Genomic DNA, 18,245 nt, shown 5'->3' with positions numbered 1-18,245 from the left:
ATGCTCCTTCCAGCAGGTCACCAGTCGTGCATCGAGCCGTCGCGCAACCGGTTCACCGGCAGGTACTTCGGCTCGTAAGGGTATTTCGCGGCCGCCTCCTCGTCGATCTCCACGCCGAGACCGGGCGCCGTACCAGGGTGCATGAGCCCGTCCTCGAAGGAGTAGTTCGTCTTGAACACCTCACCGGCCGGGTCGAGATGACCCATGTACTCCTGAATTCCGAAGTTCGGCACCGTCAGGTCGAGGTGCAGCGCGGCGGCGAACGACACCGGCGAGAGGTCTCCGGCACCGTGCGAACCGGTGCGCACCCCGTACAGCGCCGCCAGGTCGAAAATCCTGCGCAGGTGCGTGATCCCACCGGCGTGCGAGACCGATGCGCGGATGTAGTCGATCAGCCGCTCGGTGATCAGGTGCTGGCAGTCCCAGATGGAATTGAACACCTCGCCGACCGCGATCGGCGTGGTGGTGTGCTGCCGGATCGTGCGGAACGCCTCCTGGTCCTCGGCCGGAGTCGGGTCCTCGATCCAGAACATCCGGTACGGCTCCAACGACTTGCCCAGTTGCGCCGCCTCCAGCGGCGAGAGCCGGTGGTGCACGTCGTGCAGCAGGTGGAAGTCGTATCCGAAGCGTTCCCGCACCGCCCGCATCATCTCCGGCGCGAAGTCCAAATAGGCCGGTGTGTGCCAGACGTTGTCGGACGGCATCGCGGCGTCGGCCGGTTCGTACGTCTCACCGGTTCCCGGGTGGTGCAGCCCGTAGGTGCTGTCCAGTCCGGGGATCGCCGCTTGCACCCGGATCGCCTTGTAGCCGCGCTCGTGGAACGTCGCCACGTCGTCGAGGAGTTCGTCGATGCTCCGTCCGCTGGCGTGGCCGTAGATCGTGACGCCGTCGCGGGCGGCTCCGCCGAGCAGCTGGTGCACCGGTTTTCCGGTCTCCTTGCCCAGGATGTCCCACAGCGCGCAGTCCACGGCCGCGATCGAGGTCATCGTCACCGGCCCGCGACGCCAGTACGCACCCCTGTACAGGTACTGCCAGATGTCGTTGATGTGCCCGGCATCCCGTCCGATCAACAGTGGACAGACGTGCTCGCGCAGGTACGCGGCCACGGCCAGCTCGCGGCCGTTGAGGGTGGCGTCGCCGAGCCCGGTGACCCCGTCCGCGGTAGTGATCTTCAGCGTGACGTAGTTGCGCCCCGGGCAGGTCACGATGACATCGGCGGCGGTGATCCTCATGCGTCCTCCTCGGACAGTACGGCGATCTTCAGGTGGTCGCGGTCGGTGAGCGCGGTGTGCAACGCCACCCCGGTCTGCTCCAGCGGGAACCGGCCCGTGACCATCCGGGCGAGGTCGACCCGGCCGGCGCGGACCATGCCGACAGCGGCCCGGAACGCGCCCGGCCCGTAGCGGAAGCAGCCGCGCACGTCGATCTCCCAGCGCTGCGCGGCGGCGAGCAATTCCGGCGACGGCGCGCGACCCGCGGGCACGCCGACCAGCGCCAGCACACCACCCGGCACGAGCGCGGCCGGCGCCAACGCCTCCGGCGCGCCGGAGCACTCGAGTTGGTGATCGAAGCCGGTCGGCAGCTGATCGGCGCTGGTGTCGAGCACCTCATCCGCCCCGGCACCGGCGGCCGACGCCAGCCGCCGCGGGTCCACGTCGGTGAGCACGATCCGCGCCGCACCCGCCGCACGAGCCGCGGCCACCGCCAGCTGCCCGATCGGCCCGGCGCCGGTGACCAGCACCGACGATCCACTGACGATGCCGGCACGGCGCGCGGCCCAGCACGCCACGGCCAGCGGCTCGACCAGCGCGGCTTCGGCGGGATCGACGTTCTGCGGCACCGCGTGGGCCAGCTCCGCATCCACGACCACGCTGGAACGGATCGTGCCGTGCGTGGGCGGCGAGCCGAAGCAGCGCCCGGCCGGGCAGAGGTTGTACCGGCCGGAGGCGCAGGTTTCGCAGCGACGGCATGGCCGCGCCGGCTCGGCTGCCACGAGACGGCCGAGCAGGTCCGGGTCCACGCCGTCGCCGATCTCGGTGATCGACCCGGCCGACTCGTGCCCGAGCACCGTCGGCGTGCGCAGCACGTTCGGCCCGTTCCGGCCGTCGGCGTAGTAGTGCAGGTCGCTGCCGCACAAGCCGGTCGCGGCCACCGCGATCCGCACCGCGCCGGGGCGCAACGGCTCCGGCTCGACCTCTTGCACGCGCACGTCCTCCGGCGCGTGCAGCACCGCGGCCCGTTCCAACGTTCCTCCTCGACTCATGCCGCCACTGGTTCCCGCACCGGCAGCGGCTCGACCCGCTTGATCAGCACCCCGTAGGAGAACGCGCCGAGCAGCCCGAGCGCGCCGGAAAGCACCAGCGGCGCCACGAACGACCCGCCGCTGACGGTCTGCAGCACACCGGTGACGATCGGCCCGATGAACCCGGCGAGGTTCGACGCGCAGTTCTGGATACCCGCCAGCGAGGAGACCTGCCCGGGCTGCGGGGCGACGTCGGCGGGCAGCGAAGCCACCGAGGCGGCGCTGAACGACAGGCTGGCGTAGGAGATCGACAGCAGCACCACCGCGCTCGCCGCGTTCGGCACGACCACCGCGAGCGCGATCACCGAGCTCAGCAGCATTCCCGGAATCAGGCAGATCTTGCGCGCCCGCGTCAGGCTCCACCCGCGCCGCACCAGCGAGTCGGACACCCAGCCGCCGAGCAGGCTGCCGCCGATCGCCACGATGCCGGGCAGCGCGCCGACCGTGCCCAGCTCCAGCAGGTCGAACCCGCGCGCCTGCACCAGGTAGCTGGGGAACCAGGTGATGAAGAAGTAGATGATGTAGTTCAGGCAGAAGAAGCCGAGCATCATCGCCCACACCGTGCGGTAGCGGAACAGGTCCCGCCAGCGCACCTTCGGGCTTTCGTCCGATGTGGACTCCCCCCGCGCGCCGCCTTCGTCGATGTAGGCGAGTTCCTGCTCGGTGACCTTCGGATGCTCCTCCGGCTCGCGGTAGGCGAACCACCACCACGCCACCCACAGCAGCGCGAGCACGCCGACGACCAGGAAGGCCGCGCGCCAGCCCTCCCAGGCGATGATCGCGGTCACCACCGGCAGCGCGATCGCGGTGCCCGCGCGGGCGCCGTTGTCCCAGATGCTGTTCGCGAAAGCCCGCTCGTGGCGCGGGAACCAGCGCGAGACGACCTTCGCCGAGCCCGGGTAGCCGGTGGATTCGCCGACGCCGAGCAGGAACCGGAACGCCAGCAACGCGATCAGCCCGGTCACCAACCCGGTGAGCATCGTGGCCAGGCCCCACACCAGCGCGCCCAGCGCGAAGGACTTCTTCACCCCGATCCGGTCGATCAGCACGCCCGCGGGCAGCTGGAACACCGCGTAGGCGAGGAAGAACGTGCCCAGGATCAGGCCCTGCACGCTCGGGTCGAAGCCGAGGTCGTGGTTCATCGAAGGCAGCGCCACGGAAAGCGCGGAGCGGTCGATGTAGTTCACCGACAACCCGACGAAGCACAGCAGCGCCATGCCCCAGCGCAGGTTGTTCGCCCGGCCTCGCGGACGCGCCGGGCGTTCCGGCGGGGTCTGCGTGGTCATCGCTCCTCCTTGAGCCACCACGTTCCGAAATACGGAATACCGTTTTGTTAGAGCGAACGGTAGCGTAGATCGGGACCGGGCCGGAAGCAATGAAGCGGGGGGAGCGGGGACGATGAGCGCCTCGGAAGGCAGCGCGCTGCGCACGCTGCGCGTCCTGGAAGCGGTCGCCGACCCGGGCGGCCCGCACCGGCTCGGCGAGATCGCCAAGGCCACCGGCATCGCCAAACCCAGCACGCACCGGCTGCTGAGCGGGCTGACCGCGGCCGGCTACGCGGTCAGCGACGGCGACGGCGGCTACTCGCTCGGGCCGCGCGCCTACGCGATGTCGGCGACGATCTCCGCGGCCGCGGGCTCCGGCGGCGAGACGCTGCTGGAGCGGTTCCAGGCCGAAGTGGGCCAGACCGTGCACGTCGCGCTGCTCAGCGGCGACCACGCGATCTACGTGCGCAAGGTGGACAGCGCCGGGCCGTACCGGATGGCTTCGCGGATCGGTGGCGTGCTGCCGCTGCACTGCACCGCGATCGGCAAGGCGATCCTGGCGAACCTGCCCGCCGAGGAGCGTTCCGCCGCGCTGGCCGCCGGACTGCCCGCGCAGACCGACCGCACCATCACCGGCACCGCGGAACTGGAAGGCGAACTCGAGCGGATCCGCGCCGCGGGCTGCGCGATCGACGACGAGGAGAACGAGGAGACCATCCGGTGCCTGGCCGCGCCGCTGCTGGACGGCACCGGACGTCCGGTGGGCGGGGTGAGCATCTCGACGATCACGTTCCAGCTCAGCCGCGACGAGCTGCTGGCGCACTCCGCCCGGCTGATCGAAACCGCCGGGCTGCTGGCTCCGCACTACACGTGAGGCCGAACGCCGCTCGGCGGTGATCCGCCGGGAGTACGCTCGGTGATCGAGTCTGCGAGCAGCGTGCTCCCAGCGGGCGCCTCCTTCCACCGTCCTTCCTGGACACCACGCCAGCAGCGACGGAACCGGTTCGTGGCGCACCACTCGATCCGGTGAGCGACGGAACCGGACGGCGGCCCGCGGAGTCCGACCCCGCGAACCGGCGAAGGGAGACCCACCAGTGGATCAGATTCGCGTCCGGCTGCGCGGCGGACCGGAGGACGGCCGCGAGATCACCGTCCCCGCCGACACGTCCGGGCATCCCGTTCCGCGCATCACCGTGCCCGTCCGCGGCCCGGAGCCGCCGCGCGCGGCGGCCGCTCCGCCGCTGTTGATCTACGAACGCGCCGAGCCGGGCCGAGCCGACACCTGGGAGTTCGACTACGTGGGCGCGCAGTCGCAGACCTAGCGTCCTCCCGGACTGGCTTCACCGGGCGGTGGGCCGCTTTCAGACCCGCTGCTTCCGATCGTCGACCGACCCCGGGTGCGCACCCATCCCGATCCGGGCGTAAGTCCGGGGACGGCTGCGGCGCAACCAAATGCCCCACGCGCCACCGCCGAGCGCGACCACCAGGTACAGCAGCGGCAGCGCCCAGGCCGCCGGATCGCCGGGCGCGACTCCCAGCACGGTGCCGAACGAGCTCAGCGTCAGCACCAGGATCAGCCCGAGCAGCACCACCGCCGCCGCGGGCGCGAACAAGGTGCGCCACCTGCTGTGCCCGCCCGGGCCGTTGCGCAGGAAGTAGCCGACCACGGCCAGCGAGGTCGCGGTCACCAGCAGCAGCACGCCGAGCGCTCCGACCGAGGCGCCCCAGAAGAACAGGTAGACGATCGGATCCCACCCGCCGATCGCGAAGACCACCACGAACAGCAGCGCGATCGCGCTCTGCGTCGCCGACCCGGCGGTCGGCGCCGAGGTGCGCGGGCTGGTGCGCGCCCACCAGCGCGGCCCGACGCCTTCCCGCCCCAGCGCGAAGAAGTAGCGGGCGCAGACGTGGTGGAACGAGAGCATCGCCGCGAACAGGCTCGTGACGTACAGCGCGGAGCCGATCGTGACCACCGCGGCGGGCAGCCGTTCGGCGGCGAGCACGAACAGCAGCTCGGTGGAGTGCTCCTCGGCCCGCGCAACGACCCGCTCCGGCCCGGTCGCCACGGTCATCGCCCAGGTGGAGAACCCGTAGAGCGCACCGATCAGCACCAGCGACGAGTAAGTCGCGATCACCACGGTGCGCCTGCCCCGCGCTTCCTCGGTCAGCACGGTGGAATTCTCGAACCCGATGAACCCGGTGAAGGCGATCACCAGGATCACCCCGGCGGTGCCGGTCAGCAGTTGCGCCGGGTTCAGCGTGTCCGCAACGACGCCCGCGGCGGCGGGCCGGGCCACGAACGCTGCGTCGTAGACCAGGATCACCAGCACCTCGGCGGCCAGCAGCACGCCGAGCACCCGCCCGTTGATGTCGATGCGCAGCACGCCCAGCACCGCCACGCCGGCCAGCCCGATCCCGGCGTAGAGCCACCAGGGGTGGGCGCCGCCGCCGAGCCCGCGGACCAGGTCGGCGGCGCCCACTCCGAAACCGCCGAGGAGGCTGACCTGGAGCACGTTGTAGGCCAGCAACGCCACCCCGCCCGCAGCGGTGCCGGAAACCCGGCCGAGGCCCTTGGCGATGTAGGCGTAGAAGGCGCCCGCGTTCTCGACCTGGCGGGCCATCGTCACGTAACCGATCGCGAACAAGCCCAGCACCAGCGCGATCGCCAGGTAGCCGACGGGGATGCCGTTGACCCCGGAGACGGCGAAACCGCTGACCGCTCCCCCGGCGACGACCGTTTCCGGCGCCGCGGCGGCCACGGTGAAGAACACGATCGCGGGCACGCCCAGCCGGGACCCGGCCAGCGAACCGGTCTCCGCGCTCCCGTTCGACGACATCTCCACCCCGGATCGTCGCGGCCGAAGACGCCATCTGCGCGAGCGCCTCATGCACCGCCGGACAAGGTAACGGCTCGCGGGCCGCGGGAAGATCCTCCAGAAGCGCGATCTTGGCGGCCGAGCGGTCGACTTCCGAAGGGAACACCGGCCGCTTCGTTCGTGTTTGACTTCGAGTTAACCCGAAGTCGCAGCATCGGCTTCGGCGCGCGACACCACCGCGCGGCTGCTCCGCGACCCGGCCGACCCGAACCGGGCGGGCGCGGACGAACTCGACACGAGAGGACCACCACGATGACCTCTGGCGTCAGCTGGGAGACGATGCGCTCCTTCGCCGGTGACCAGTCGGTGACCCGGCAACGCCTGGCCCCCGGCCTCGCGCGGCGGATCACCCGTTACGCCCGCCCCTACGCCCGCGACATCGTCCCGTTCCTGCTGCTGGTCGCCGCGTCCGCGGTGATCGGGATCGTGACGCCGCTGCTGTTCAAGGCGATCATCGACAACGGCATCGTGCCGCGGAACCTGCGCGTGGTGGCATGGCTCGCCGGGCTGGTCGCGCTGGTCGCGGTGCTGGAGGCGGTGCTGTCGCTGGCGCAGCGCTGGTACTCGGCGAAGCTGGGCGAAGGGCTCATCTACGACCTGCGGTCCGAGGTGTTCGACCACGTGCAGCGGATGCCGGTGGCGTTCTTCGTGCGCGCGCAGACCGGTTCGCTGGTCAGCAGGCTCAACAGCGACGTGATCGGGGCGCAGCGGGCGCTGACCAGCACGCTGTCCTCGGTGGTGTCGAACGTGCTGAGCCTGGTGCTGGTGCTGGCCACGATGTTCACGCTGTCCTGGCAGATCACGCTGATCGCGCTGGCGCTGCTGCCGCTGTTCCTGCTGCCGGTGCGCTGGGTCGGCCGCAAGCTGCAGACCGTCACCCGCGAGCAGATGAAGACCGACGCGCAGCTGAGCTCGCTGATGACCGAACGCTTCGGGGTCGGCGGCGCGATGCTGGCGAAGCTCTACGGCCGCACCGAGGACGAGGCGGGCATGTTCTCCTCGCGCGCGGCGCGGGTGCGCGACCTGGGCGTCGTATCGGCGATGTACAGCAGGGTGTTCTTCGTGGCGCTGACGCTGCTGGCGGCGCTGGCCACGGCCGTGGTCTACGGGCTCGGCGGTTCGCTGGTGATATCCGGGGCGTTCCAGCTGGGCACGCTGGTGGCGCTGGCGACCCTGCTGAGCCGCCTGTACGGGCCGTTGACCGCGCTGTCGAACGTGCACGTGGACGTGATGACGGCGCTGGTGAGCTTCGACCGGGTCTTCGAGGTGCTCGACCTCAAGCCGATGATCGAGGAGAAGCCGGACGCCGTGCGCCTGCAGGTCGGCTCCGGCAGCGCCGACGTCGAGTTCGAGCACGTGTCGTTCCGCTACCCGGCCTCCAGCGAGATCTCGCTGGCCTCGCTGGAGTCGGTCGCCCGCAGCGAGCAGGCACCGGCGCACGAGGTGCTGCGCGACATCAGCTTCCGGGCCGAACCCGGGCAGACCGTCGCGCTGGTCGGGCATTCCGGCGCGGGCAAGACCACGCTCACCAACCTCGCGGGACGGCTCTACGACGTCGACTCCGGAACCGTGCGGGTGGCCGGGCACGACGTGCGGGACGTGACGCTGAAATCGCTGTACGCGACGGTCGGCGTCGTCACGCAAGACCCGCACCTGTTCCACGATTCGATCCGCGCCAACCTCGCCTACGCCCGGCCCGGTGCTTCCGACGACGAGCTGTTCGAGGCGCTGCGCACCGCCCAGCTGCACGAGCTGATCGACGAACTGCCGGAGGGCTTGGACACCGTCGTCGGCGACCGCGGCTACCGGCTCTCCGGCGGGGAGAAGCAGCGGCTGGCCATCGCCCGGCTGCTGCTGAAGGCTCCGCCGGTGGTGGTGCTGGACGAGGCGACCGCGCACCTGGACTCGGAGTCGGAGGCCGCGGTGCAGCAAGCGCTGTCCACCGCGCTGTCGGGGCGGACGGCGCTGGTCATCGCGCACCGGCTGGCGACCATCCGGGAAGCGGACAAGATCCTGGTGATCTCCGGCGGCCACATCGCCGAACAGGGCACGCACGCCGACCTGCTCGCCCGCGGCGGGCTCTACTCGGAGCTTTACCGCACCCAGTTCGCCCAGCAGGAAACCGCCGCACCGGCCGGCAACGGCCACCTCCCGAGCCTCGTTTCCGAGTGAACGGCCTGTTGAACCAATCTGGTCGGACGAACGGTCCGTTCACTGTTGGTGGAACAGGGAACGGTCACGCCTGACGCGCATAGCGCTCCCCGGCGATGCGGCCGACAAGCCGATCCGGCGCCGGGGAGCGAAGCGCAGGACGGGCCTCCCGTTCCGAGCGAACGGACTGTTCGACCGATCCAGTCGGACCAACGGTCCGTTCACCCGTGGTGAACCGGCTACGTACCGAGCCGTCCGTCCGGGTCGATGCGGCGGAGCATGGCACCGCAGATCTCGCCGAGTTGCTGGACCTGGGTGCCGGTGAGGGCGTCGAACACCAGCGACCGGACTCGTTCCACGTGGCCGGGAGCGGATTCGACGACCTTGCGGTATCCGGCTTCGGTGAGTTCGGCGAGGTTGCTGCGACCGTCGCAAGTGGACCTGGCGCGCCGCACCCACCCGTTGTTCTCCAGCCGCGCCACCACGTGCGAGACGCGGGACGGCGAAGCGGCGGCCTGCGCGGCGAGATCGCTCATCCGCAGCGTGCGGTCCGGGCGTTCGGACAGCATCGCCAGCACCCAGTAACCGAAGTGGGTCAGGTCCGAGTCCCGCTGCAACTGGGTGTCCAGCGCGGCGGGCAGCAGCGTCATGAGCATCGCGAGCTTGCGCCAGGCGTGCTGCTCGTCGTCGCTCAACCACGGGGGGTCGCTCGACCGCTGCAGCTCGTCCATCCGGCGAGTCTAACCGCCGTCCTGCGCCCCCTCGCCGATCGCCGGGGCGCCTTGAACCCGTTCCTGCCACGGCCTACGCTGTTAATTGAAGCTTCAATCAAGTGGAGGCCGGCGATGCCGCAGTCGATGCCCGCGATCTACCTCAGCCACGGAGCGCCACCGCTGGTCGACGACGCGCTGTGGACCGGCCAGCTCGCGGAATGGGCGGGGAACCTGCCGCGGCCGAAGGCGATTCTGGTGGTCTCGGCGCACTGGGAATCCGCGCCTTGCACGCTCGGTGCGACCGCGGACGGCGTGCCGCTGACCTACGACTTCTGGGGTTTCGCGCCGCGCTACTACGAAACCGTCTACCCGAGTCCTGGTGCTCCTGAGCTGGCCGCGAAGGTCGCCGCGCTGATGCCGGACGACGAACCGGTGGCCCACCAGCCGGACCGCGGGCTCGACCACGGTGCCTACGTGCCGTTGACCGTGATGTACCCGGACGCGGACGTGCCGGTGCTGCAGGTGTCGATGCCGACGTTGAACCCGGAGCGGTTGCTGCAGCTCGGGCGGCGGCTGCGGCCGTTGCGCGACGAAGGCGTGTTGATCATCGGCTCCGGTTTCACCACGCACGGCCTGCCGTTCCTCAGCGACATGCGCCCGAACGCCGCGGCTCCCGGCTGGTCCCGCGAGTTCGACGCGTGGACAGGGGAAGCGCTGGGGCGCGGAGACGTGGACGAACTCGCCGCCTACGCCGATCGCGCGCCCGGGATGCCTTACGCGCACCCGACGGCCGAGCACTTCGCGCCGATGTTCGTCACCCTCGGCGCGGCACGCGACCCGGGAACTGCGCCGGACCAGCTCATCGACGGCTACTGGATGGGGCTGGCGAAGCGATCGTTCCAGGTGGGGTGAGCGGCTGCGACTCTCGGCCGGCCGGTCGCACGCGGTCCCTACCGCGGCGTGCCGGGATGGCAGCGGGGTCCTGCCGCGTCCTCGGGCCGCAGTGCCGACACCGCTCAGCGGCTGAGCAGCATCTCTGCGCCGCGTGTGTTGATCACCCGCTGCGGCGGGATGCCGCATTCCTCGGCCCGCGCGCAGCCGTGGGACTGCCAGGCGAGCTGGCCGGGGGCGTGCGCGTCGGAATCGATGGCGAACTCGCACCCCAGCTCGAACGCGCGCCGCAGCAGCGCCCGCGGCGGATCCAGCCGCTCGGGACGCGAGTTGATCTCGACCGCGACGCCGTGCTCCCGGCAGGCCGCGAACACCTCGTCGGCGTCGAACTCGGACGGCGGGCGGCTCGACCGCAACCGCCCGGTGCAGTGCCCGAGCACGTCGACCCGCGGGTTCGCCACCGCCGCCAGCATCCGCCGGGTCATCGCCGCCGAATCCATCCGCAGCTTGGAATGCACGCTGGCCACCACGAAGTCGAGCCCGGCCAGCACCTCGGGGTCCTGGTCCAGCGAGCCGTCGTCGAGGATGTCCACCTCGATGCCGGTCAGCACGCGGAACGGCCGCATCGCCGCGTTGAGCTCGGCGACCAGTTCGAGCTGGTGGTGCAGCCGCTCGGTGCTGAGCCCCCGCGCCACGGTCAGCCGCGGTGAGTGATCGGTCAGCACCATCCACTCGTGCCCGAGTTCCCGCGCCGTGGCGGCCATTTCCTCGATCGGGCTGCCGCCGTCGGACCAGTCGGAGTGGGTGTGGCAGTCACCGCGCAACGCCGCGCGCAACGGCCCGGCCCGCTCCGCGCCTTCTTCCCGAAGCCGGGCCAGGTAGTCCGGTGTCGCGCCGCGCTCGGCCTGCTCGATCACGCGCGCGGTGGTCTTGCCGATGCCCGCCAGGTCGGTCAGCCGCCCGGCCGCGGCGCGGTCGGCGAGGTCGTCGTGCGAGTCCGCGACCTGCGCCGCCCGCCGGAACGCCCGCACCCGGTAGGTCGGTTCGCCCGCGCGTTCCAACCAGAACGCGATCTCCCGCAAAGCCCGCGCAGAGTCCATGCAGCGTTGGTAACCCCGTGCGCGTCGGCGCGCACGTCCGGGCGTCACCGCAGCGAGCTCGACCACCGGTTCAATTCGGCCTGGGCAGCGGACAGCTGTTGCGGCGACGGGGACTCCGGACCGTTGGCGACGAGCGCGTAGTGCATCGCGCCGGGTTCGCCCGCAACGTCGAGCACGAGCCTTGAGTCCTTTGTGGAGGAAATCGCTTTTCCTGGCTCGTAATCCGGGGTCCCGTGCACGGTGCCGATGTCGGAGACGACCGTGGTATTGGTGTCGCCGAAGGTTTCCGGCAAGTGCAGCTCGGTGGGCGCGTCCGATGCGCCTTCGCGCCACGCGAGGACACCGTACTGGCCTTCGCCGACGAGTTCCCGCACGGCGGGCAGGTCGGCGGGAATCTGGTTCCACGTCAACGTCTTGTCGCCGTCGCGGGATCGGTCCTCGTAGGTGAACGCCGCGGTCTCGCCGTCGACCGCGCGCGGATACAACCGGTCCAGCACGCGCGGGTCCGCGCGCAGCCGGAGCTTTCCGGTCTCGTCACGGCTCACCACGGAATGATCCTCGTCGTTCCAGGCGTCACCTTCGGTCTCGACCTTGTCCGGGTTTCCGTTCATCGGCTCGTGGTGCCGATCGTGGTAGATGTCCCACTGCCACTGGGTTCCGGACAGCACCGAGCCGGAGTGCGCCGCGCCGCGCCACCAGTCCGCTCCGGACAACCGGGAATCCATGGCCTGGTACAGGCCCTTCAGCACGGTCGGATATTTGTCCGCTGTGGACCCGCCGAGTGGATGGCCGAACTCGGAGACGAATCCGGTCGTGCCGAGTTCGGCCGCACGAGCGCGGATCTGGGCGAAATCGGCGACGTTCTCACCGTCCTTCGCCTTGCCGTAGAGCCCGGACTGCGCGAGCGCGTGGTAGAAGTGCGCGTTGAACACGAAGCGGTCGCCGAGGTGGTCTAATTCGGGGAAGCCGCCCGGTTCCCGCACGAGCGGCACGTTGTTGTTCCAGAACACCGTGGGTTCGACGTAAGCGGGCTTGTCCCGCCAGCCGGCCCTGTCCATGACGGACCGGAACCGTTCGAAGAACGGCCAGAGTTCGGCACGTTCCCAGCTCGCACCGTCCTGGCCCTCGTCGTAGTCGCCCGCCGACGGCTCGTTGAACGGGTCGAAGCCGATCATCCGCTGGAACTGCGCCGGAGCGAGGTGTTCGGCGAAGTAGCCGAGCGCGGCTTCGGCCTGCGCCAGGAAGGCGTCCTGGATGCCGACCTCACCGGCCGCGGTCGGAATCCGCCGGTTGTTCCAGAAATCGGCCTTCGCCTGCTTGACCGCCTCGTTGTTCATCATGTTCTGTCCCCAGTGGAAGCAGACCCCGCAATTCTCCGGCGGGTAGTCACCGCCTTCGACCACCCAGCGCGGCGCTCCGTCGCCGGTGTACCAGCTGTCCGGGCGGAACAGGTGCCGCGAGTACAGGTCCTGGTGGTAGTCCGGCAGCACCCAGAATCCGGCGTCGGCGAACGCGGCCATCTGCTCGGTCACGCGCCGCAGGTACTCCCGGTCGATCCGGTCCGGCGCGGGCTGCACCCGCTCCCAGGACAGCAGGAACCGCACGGTGTTCGCACCGGTGGATTCCCGCATCGCGGCGGCGGATTCGCGGGCTTCGGCGGTCGTGGCGAACGGCAGGTTGCCGTTCTCGCCCAGCTTCACCTCGCCGGAGACGTTGAAGCCGCGCAACACCACCTCCCGGCCGTGACCGTCCCGATAGGACACTCCGGCGCCGGAACCGGCGAGGTCGAGCGAGCGGCTCGCCGCATCGTCGAACCAGGGCTCGCTCGCCGCCGCCGCGGGCTCGGCGGGGACCAGGGACAGCGGGACGAGCAGCAGGGCGAGCCCGGCGCCGAAGAAGCGGATCATGCGCGACAAGCTACGAACCCGGGCACGCCACGGACAACAGCAAACGTGAACGCCGTTTACGTTTCACTCGTTCGGCGCAATGTCGCAATCGTTCATCATCCCGCCGCACCGATTGACCTCGACCGCGGTCGAAATAGCAACCTCCGGTAGCGGAAAGCCACGCCACGGGGACGGGATCGGGAGCCGGGATGACGCTGCGAGGCCGGATCGGAGTCACGTTGAGCTTCGGGGATTGGCGGGAATCGCTGGCAGCGGCGCCCGAATTGGAACAACTGGGCTATGCCGCGATCTGGATATCCGGTGGCCGGCTCGACGACTTGAGCCGCGTCGCCGCGACCTTGCGGGCCACACGGCACGTGCCCGTCGGGACGGGGATCATTCCGGTCGACGTGTTCTCCTCGGATTCCGTGGCCACGGCCTACACCGAGATCGAGGCGGATCACCCGGGCCGATTCCTCGTCGGTCTCGGCGGGGCGCACGGGCCGAACCCTCGGCAGACGTTGAGCGATTACCTGAACCGCATCGGACCGGCCGTGCCCGCCGACAGATGTCTCCTGGCAGCACTCGGACCCCGGATGCTCACGCTCGCCGGTGAGCGCACCGCCGGCGCTTTCCCGCTGCTGGCCACACCGGAATACACCGCCCGGGCACGTGCACGCTTGGGGCCGCAACCGACCCTGGTGGTGCAGCATCCAGTGGTCGTCGATACCGATGCTGCCCGCGCGCGTGCGGCGGGACGTTGGCTGCTCGACCAATTGGCCGGAGTCACCGGTTATCGGGCGCATTTCCACCGGATGGGGTTCACCGAGGAGGACGGAACGGGATCGGATCGGATCGTGGACGCGTTGGTGAGCTGGGGCGACCCCGACAGCATCGCCGTACGGGTGGGACAACACCTCGACGCCGGGGCCGATCAGGTCGCGGTGACCGTGCTTGCGACCGAGGCGGACGGACGCGCGCCGCTCAGGCAATGGCGCCGGCTCGCCGAGGTCCTGATCAGTCCCGAGCTCCGCTGACGTCCGGGCTCGGCACCGCGGTCACCGCGCTGAGCGCGATCACCGCGGCCAGGACGCCGAAAGATCCGAGTGCCAGCGCGAGCGTTTCCCCGGAGTTCGCACCGACAAGCGCGCTGAGTCCGGTCTTGACGCCCGCGAAGGCCAGCAGCACCGATAACGCGACCTGCGGTCGAGTCGCCCGCGCGACCGCACGATCGACCAAGCCGAACACCCGAGGCGCGCCGAGCAGCGCCAGCAGGCTCGCAGCGAACGCGGCGGGCTGTTGCGCACCTGGAACCGTGGCTGCGCTGCAGGCGAACAGGACTCCGGTAGCCGCGGCACCGAACAGCAATCCGTTGCGCACCGGTGCGGGGACGGCTGGGAACGGTGGACGCTCGCGGCGGTGCGCCCACCAGCCGCCCGCCCCGACGAGCGCGACACCCAAGATCACCGCGGCCGCTCGCCCGGCCGCGCCCGGCTCGGTGAACGACAGCACCGAGCGCGTGAGCAACGCGGCGCCGACGGCGACCGTTGCGGCATGGGGTACGACCACCGCCCTGGACAGCGCGGCCAGTGCGATCACCAGGTCCAGGCACACCGACCAGCCGACCACCCAGCCGAGGGCGAACTCCGCGCTCTGTCCCGCTCCCCCGCTCATCGCGAAGATCAGCGCGAGGGCGACCCCGCACAACACGTGCCCGGGGAACCACCGCGCGCCGCGCGGTCCCGGTCCGATCAGGACATCGCCGGCGAATGCGAGCAGTGCGAGTGCGGACAGCGCGACCCGCAGTGGAATGGCCGGATCCATCGTCGCCTCCGGGAGCTTCGCGCCGATTCGGCCGCGCGGGCGGCGCGGTCGTGCCGGAACTCAGCATCCGGTTGTAATCCCGCGGGAGAGCCGAGTCCAGCCACCCGGCGGTGATCCAGCCGATCGGCCTAGGACGGCTCCCGCCGACGACACCCGGACCGTCCACAGTAGAGCAGTCGCACCCGGGGCGACCGGCGTCGCGTGCACCGGCGCGCGAACCGAAACCGCGCCGGACGGTCTTCCGGATACTGTATGCTGCCGATGATCTGTCCCTGACCTGCCGGAACGCCGGGCGTTCCGGAGCGCGGAGCCGTCATGTCCGAGCCCTCCACATCCGCCGCGAACTCCGGGCGCCAGGTGGCGCGACCGGTGCCGCTGCGCGAGACCGTGTACGAGGCGATCCTGGAGATGATCGTCACCGGCGAGCTCGAACCGGGCAGGCACCTGGTGGAGAAGGAACTCGCCGAACTGCTCGGGGTGTCCCGCCAGCCGGTCCGGGAAGCGCTGCAATCGCTGCAGAAGGAGGAGTGGGTCGACCTGCGGCCGGGCTACGGCGCGTTCGTGCACTCCCCCACCGACGAGGAGGCCGACCAGCTGCTGAGCGTGCGCACCCTGCTGGAAGCCGAGTCCGCGAAGCTGGCAGCCGCCAACCGCACCGCGGACGGTGTGGCCGCGCTGCGGGAGATCCACGACGAGGGCGTGCGCGCGCTGGACTCCGACGACATCGACACCGTCGTCGCCACCAACGCCCGGCTGCACGCCCGGATCACGCAGCTTTCCGAGAACCGCGTGCTGCAAGAACTCGCCGGCCAGGTCGCTCGCCGAGTGCGCTGGTACCACACTCCGGTCGCGCGCTCGCGGGGTGAGCAGTCCTGGCAGGAGCACGCCGCGCTGATCGACGCGATCGAGCGGGGCGACGGCAAACGCGCGGAGCGGTTGATGCGCGAGCACACCGAGCACACCCGCCTGACCTACCTCGGCCACGGCGAGCAGGACGGAACTCCCAAGCGGCGGCGCAAGAAGTCCTGATCGGCGCGCGGCTCCACCGGGCACGCGAGTTCCTGCGCGCGGCAAGCGGAGCGCGCGCCGACTGCATTGTGGAGCCGTTTGTCCGAATTGACTGTTTTTGGGTTTCGTTGCTGCACAACGGGTTCTGCCGCACCCAGGGTCTCGCCGTCGCGCGACCGATCCAGCTTTTCCGTTCACTGAGCGGAAATCCGCGCTGCGCCAATGTGGATCTTGCGCTCGCCGGGGGCCGGGACACCGCCATCGAGGGGTAATGCCCGGGCCGGCTCTGGACAGCATGCGGACTCAGGAGTACTGCTACCTCATACGGTATGCAGTATGGAGCTGCGCTTACGAGTCCGCGTGCCGACCGGCTCCGCACCGCAGGGCGCGCGGGGAGGAGAACAGCGATGGCCGACTCCGCTTCCAACCCTCCGTTACCCGACGAGCACCGCACGATCTCCGGCGGCCACCTGGTCGCCAAAGCACTGCGCGCCGAAGGCGTGGACACCGTTTTCACCCTGTGCGGCGGGCACATCATCGACATCTACGACGGCTGCGCCGACGAAGGCATCGACGTCCTGGACGTGCGCCACGAGCAGGTGGCCGCACACGCAGCTGACGGCTACGCCCGGATCACCGGACGCCCCGGCTGCGCCGTGGTCACCGCAGGCCCCGGCACCACCGATGCGGTGACCGGCGTGGCGAACGCGTTCCGCGCGGAGAGCCCGATGCTGCTGATCGGCGGCCAAGGCGCGCTTTCGCAGCACAAGATGGGCTCGCTGCAGGACCTCCCGCACGTGGACATGATGTCGCCGATCACCAAGTTCGCCGCGACCGTGCCGCGCACCGAACGGGCCGCCGACATGGTCTCGATGGCGTTCCGCGAGTCGCACCACGGCGCCCCCGGACCGTCGTTCCTGGAGATCCCCCGCGACGTGCTCGACGCCAGCGTGCCGGTCGAGTCCGCCCGGGTGCCGGCCCGCTACCGCGCCTCCACCCGCTCGGCAGGAGACCCGGAGTCGATCGAGCGGCTGGCGGATCTGCTGACACACGCGGAAAAACCGTGCATCCTGCTGGGCAACCAGGTCTGGACCTGCCGGGCCACCGACTCGGCGGTGGAACTGGTGCGGTCGCTAGACGTGCCCGCGTTCATGAACGGCGCCGGCCGCGGCACCCTCGCCCCGGACGACCCGCTGCACTTCCAGCTCGCCCGCAGGCACGCCTTCGCCAACGCGGACCTGATCGTCATCGTCGGCACCCCGTTCGACTTCCGGATGGGTTACGGACGGCGGTTGTCGCAGCAGGCGACCGTCGTGCAGATCGACCTGGATTACCGGACGGTGGGCCGCAACCGGGACGTCGACCTGGGCATCGTCGGCGATGCGGATGCGGTGCTGTCCGCCGTCGCGCAAGCCGCCACCGGCCGCATCGACAACGGCAGCAGCGCGCGCAAGGAATGGTTGCGCGAGCTGCGCGAAGTCGAGCAGGCCGCCTACGACAAGCGATTGCCGCGCCAGCTGTCCACCGCATCCCCCATCGATCCGTACCGGCTGGTGCACGAGATCAACGAATTCCTCACCGCGGACTCGATCTACATCGGCGACGGTGGCGACATCGTCACCTTCTCCGGGCAGGTGGTCCAGCCCAAGTCGCCGGGGCACTGGATGGACCCGGGCCCGCTCGGCACGCTCGGCGTCGGGGTGCCGTTCGCGATGGCCGCCAAGCACGCCCGCCCGGACAAGGAAGTGGTGTGCTTGTTCGGGGACGGCGCGTTCAGCCTCACCGGATGGGATTTCGAGACGATGGTGCGGTTCGGGCTGCCGTTCGTCGGCATCATCGGAAACAACTCGTCCATGAACCAGATCCGCTACGGGCAGGCGCAGAAGTACGGCGCCGAACGGGACCGGATCGGCAACACGCTCGGCGACGTGCCCTTCAGCGAGTTCGCGAGAATGCTCGGCGGACACGGCGAAGAGGTCCGCGAGCCGGACCAGATCGGCCCCGCGCTGCGGCGCGCCCGCGACTCCGGCAAGCCGTCGCTGATCAACGTGTGGATCGACCCGGACGTCTACGCGCCGGGAACGATGAACCAGACGATGTACAAGTAGCGGCTGCCTGCGCAGGGGGCGCGCCGATCGCGCAGCGCGCCGAGCCGCAGAAGTTCCACGAGCGGAACCGCTGCGCAGCAGCCGCCGAACGCGCTATTCAGTCCGTTGTGGATTCCATCGT

Annotated in this window: 15 protein-coding genes; 7 read left to right on the top strand and 8 right to left on the bottom strand. The window is 70.3% G+C overall.

Annotated features, from left to right (window positions below):
- Positions 1 to 17 precede the first annotated feature (17 nt).
- The 3 genes from manD to V1457_RS20260 are packed head-to-tail and all read right to left on the bottom strand — an operon-like array spanning position 18 to position 3,588.
- The gene (manD, locus tag V1457_RS20270; protein ID WP_200070644.1) at positions 18 to 1,232 is read right to left on the bottom strand and encodes a D-mannonate dehydratase ManD; all 1,215 of its coding nucleotides are present in this window, start codon (positions 1,230 to 1,232) and stop codon (positions 18 to 20) included.
- Positions 1,229 to 2,263: an alcohol dehydrogenase catalytic domain-containing protein gene (locus V1457_RS20265; protein WP_338596105.1), complete on the bottom strand. Its 1,035-nt coding sequence runs from the start codon at positions 2,261 to 2,263 to the stop codon at positions 1,229 to 1,231. The genes manD and V1457_RS20265 overlap by 4 nt, the downstream gene beginning before the upstream one ends.
- Positions 2,260 to 3,588, bottom strand: coding sequence for an MFS transporter (locus V1457_RS20260; protein WP_200070646.1), 1,329 nt, complete (start codon positions 3,586 to 3,588; stop codon positions 2,260 to 2,262). Before V1457_RS20260 ends, V1457_RS20265 begins: the two co-directional genes overlap by 4 nt.
- A 112-nt stretch (positions 3,589 to 3,700) precedes the next feature.
- Between V1457_RS20260 and V1457_RS20255 the strand changes: the two genes are divergently transcribed.
- Positions 3,701 to 4,441, top strand: a complete 741-nt coding sequence (locus V1457_RS20255) for an IclR family transcriptional regulator (protein ID WP_200070647.1) — start codon at positions 3,701 to 3,703, stop codon at positions 4,439 to 4,441.
- Positions 4,442 to 4,661: 220 nt separating this feature from the next.
- Positions 4,662 to 4,889 (top strand): hypothetical protein, encoded by a 228-nt coding sequence (locus V1457_RS20250; RefSeq protein ID WP_200070648.1) that lies wholly within the window; start codon positions 4,662 to 4,664, stop codon positions 4,887 to 4,889.
- 39 nt (positions 4,890 to 4,928) lie between these two features.
- Here V1457_RS20250 and V1457_RS20245 read toward each other — a convergent pair whose 3' ends face one another.
- On the bottom strand, positions 4,929 to 6,404 hold the full coding sequence (locus tag V1457_RS20245) for an APC family permease (protein ID WP_338596103.1): 1,476 nt from the start codon (positions 6,402 to 6,404) through the stop codon (positions 4,929 to 4,931).
- Positions 6,405 to 6,695: 291 nt separating this feature from the next.
- Between V1457_RS20245 and V1457_RS20240 the strand changes: the two genes are divergently transcribed.
- A complete protein-coding gene (locus V1457_RS20240) occupies positions 6,696 to 8,615 on the top strand; it encodes an ABC transporter ATP-binding protein (RefSeq protein ID WP_407074703.1) in 1,920 nt (639 codons plus the stop codon).
- A gap of 218 nt (positions 8,616 to 8,833) precedes the next feature.
- Here V1457_RS20240 and V1457_RS20235 read toward each other — a convergent pair whose 3' ends face one another.
- A complete protein-coding gene (locus tag V1457_RS20235) occupies positions 8,834 to 9,325 on the bottom strand; it encodes a MarR family winged helix-turn-helix transcriptional regulator (protein WP_295145196.1) in 492 nt (163 codons plus the stop codon).
- A gap of 114 nt (positions 9,326 to 9,439) precedes the next feature.
- Here V1457_RS20235 and V1457_RS20230 point away from each other — a divergent pair, with 114 nt between their 5' ends.
- On the top strand, positions 9,440 to 10,219 hold the full coding sequence (locus V1457_RS20230; protein WP_338596102.1) for a class III extradiol ring-cleavage dioxygenase: 780 nt from the start codon (positions 9,440 to 9,442) through the stop codon (positions 10,217 to 10,219).
- 104 nt (positions 10,220 to 10,323) lie between these two features.
- Here the strand turns inward: V1457_RS20230 and V1457_RS20225 are convergent, their stop codons facing one another.
- Both V1457_RS20225 and V1457_RS20220 read right to left on the bottom strand, forming a co-directional pair.
- Positions 10,324 to 11,298 carry a PHP domain-containing protein gene (locus V1457_RS20225; RefSeq protein WP_338596101.1) on the bottom strand — a complete coding sequence of 325 codons (975 nt, stop codon included), beginning with the start codon at positions 11,296 to 11,298 and terminating at the stop codon, positions 10,324 to 10,326.
- 44 nt (positions 11,299 to 11,342) lie between these two features.
- The gene (locus V1457_RS20220) at positions 11,343 to 13,205 is read right to left on the bottom strand and encodes a cellulase family glycosylhydrolase (RefSeq protein WP_338596100.1); all 1,863 of its coding nucleotides are present in this window, start codon (positions 13,203 to 13,205) and stop codon (positions 11,343 to 11,345) included.
- Positions 13,206 to 13,393: 188 nt separating this feature from the next.
- On the opposite strand from V1457_RS20220, the gene V1457_RS20215 reads away from it, so the two are divergent.
- Positions 13,394 to 14,221: a TIGR03620 family F420-dependent LLM class oxidoreductase gene (locus V1457_RS20215; protein WP_338596099.1), complete on the top strand. Its 828-nt coding sequence runs from the start codon at positions 13,394 to 13,396 to the stop codon at positions 14,219 to 14,221.
- On the opposite strand, the gene V1457_RS20210 is transcribed toward V1457_RS20215, so the two are convergent.
- Positions 14,202 to 15,008 carry a hypothetical protein gene (locus V1457_RS20210; protein WP_338596098.1) on the bottom strand — a complete coding sequence of 269 codons (807 nt, stop codon included), beginning with the start codon at positions 15,006 to 15,008 and terminating at the stop codon, positions 14,202 to 14,204. The two genes, V1457_RS20215 and V1457_RS20210, sit on opposite strands and share 20 nt — an antisense overlap.
- A 315-nt stretch (positions 15,009 to 15,323) precedes the next feature.
- Between V1457_RS20210 and V1457_RS20205 the strand changes: the two genes are divergently transcribed.
- On the top strand, positions 15,324 to 16,037 hold the full coding sequence (locus tag V1457_RS20205) for a GntR family transcriptional regulator (RefSeq protein ID WP_200070657.1): 714 nt from the start codon (positions 15,324 to 15,326) through the stop codon (positions 16,035 to 16,037).
- 386 nt (positions 16,038 to 16,423) lie between these two features.
- Positions 16,424 to 18,124 carry a thiamine pyrophosphate-binding protein gene (locus V1457_RS20200; protein ID WP_338596096.1) on the top strand — a complete coding sequence of 567 codons (1,701 nt, stop codon included), beginning with the start codon at positions 16,424 to 16,426 and terminating at the stop codon, positions 18,122 to 18,124.
- The last annotated feature ends 121 nt before the right edge of the window (positions 18,125 to 18,245 follow it).

This window comes from Saccharopolyspora sp. SCSIO 74807 (genome assembly GCF_037023755.1).
Taxonomy (GTDB): Bacteria; Actinomycetota; Actinomycetes; order Mycobacteriales; family Pseudonocardiaceae; genus Saccharopolyspora_C; species Saccharopolyspora_C galaxeae.
This window is presented reverse-complemented; position numbering and strand designations above follow the sequence as displayed.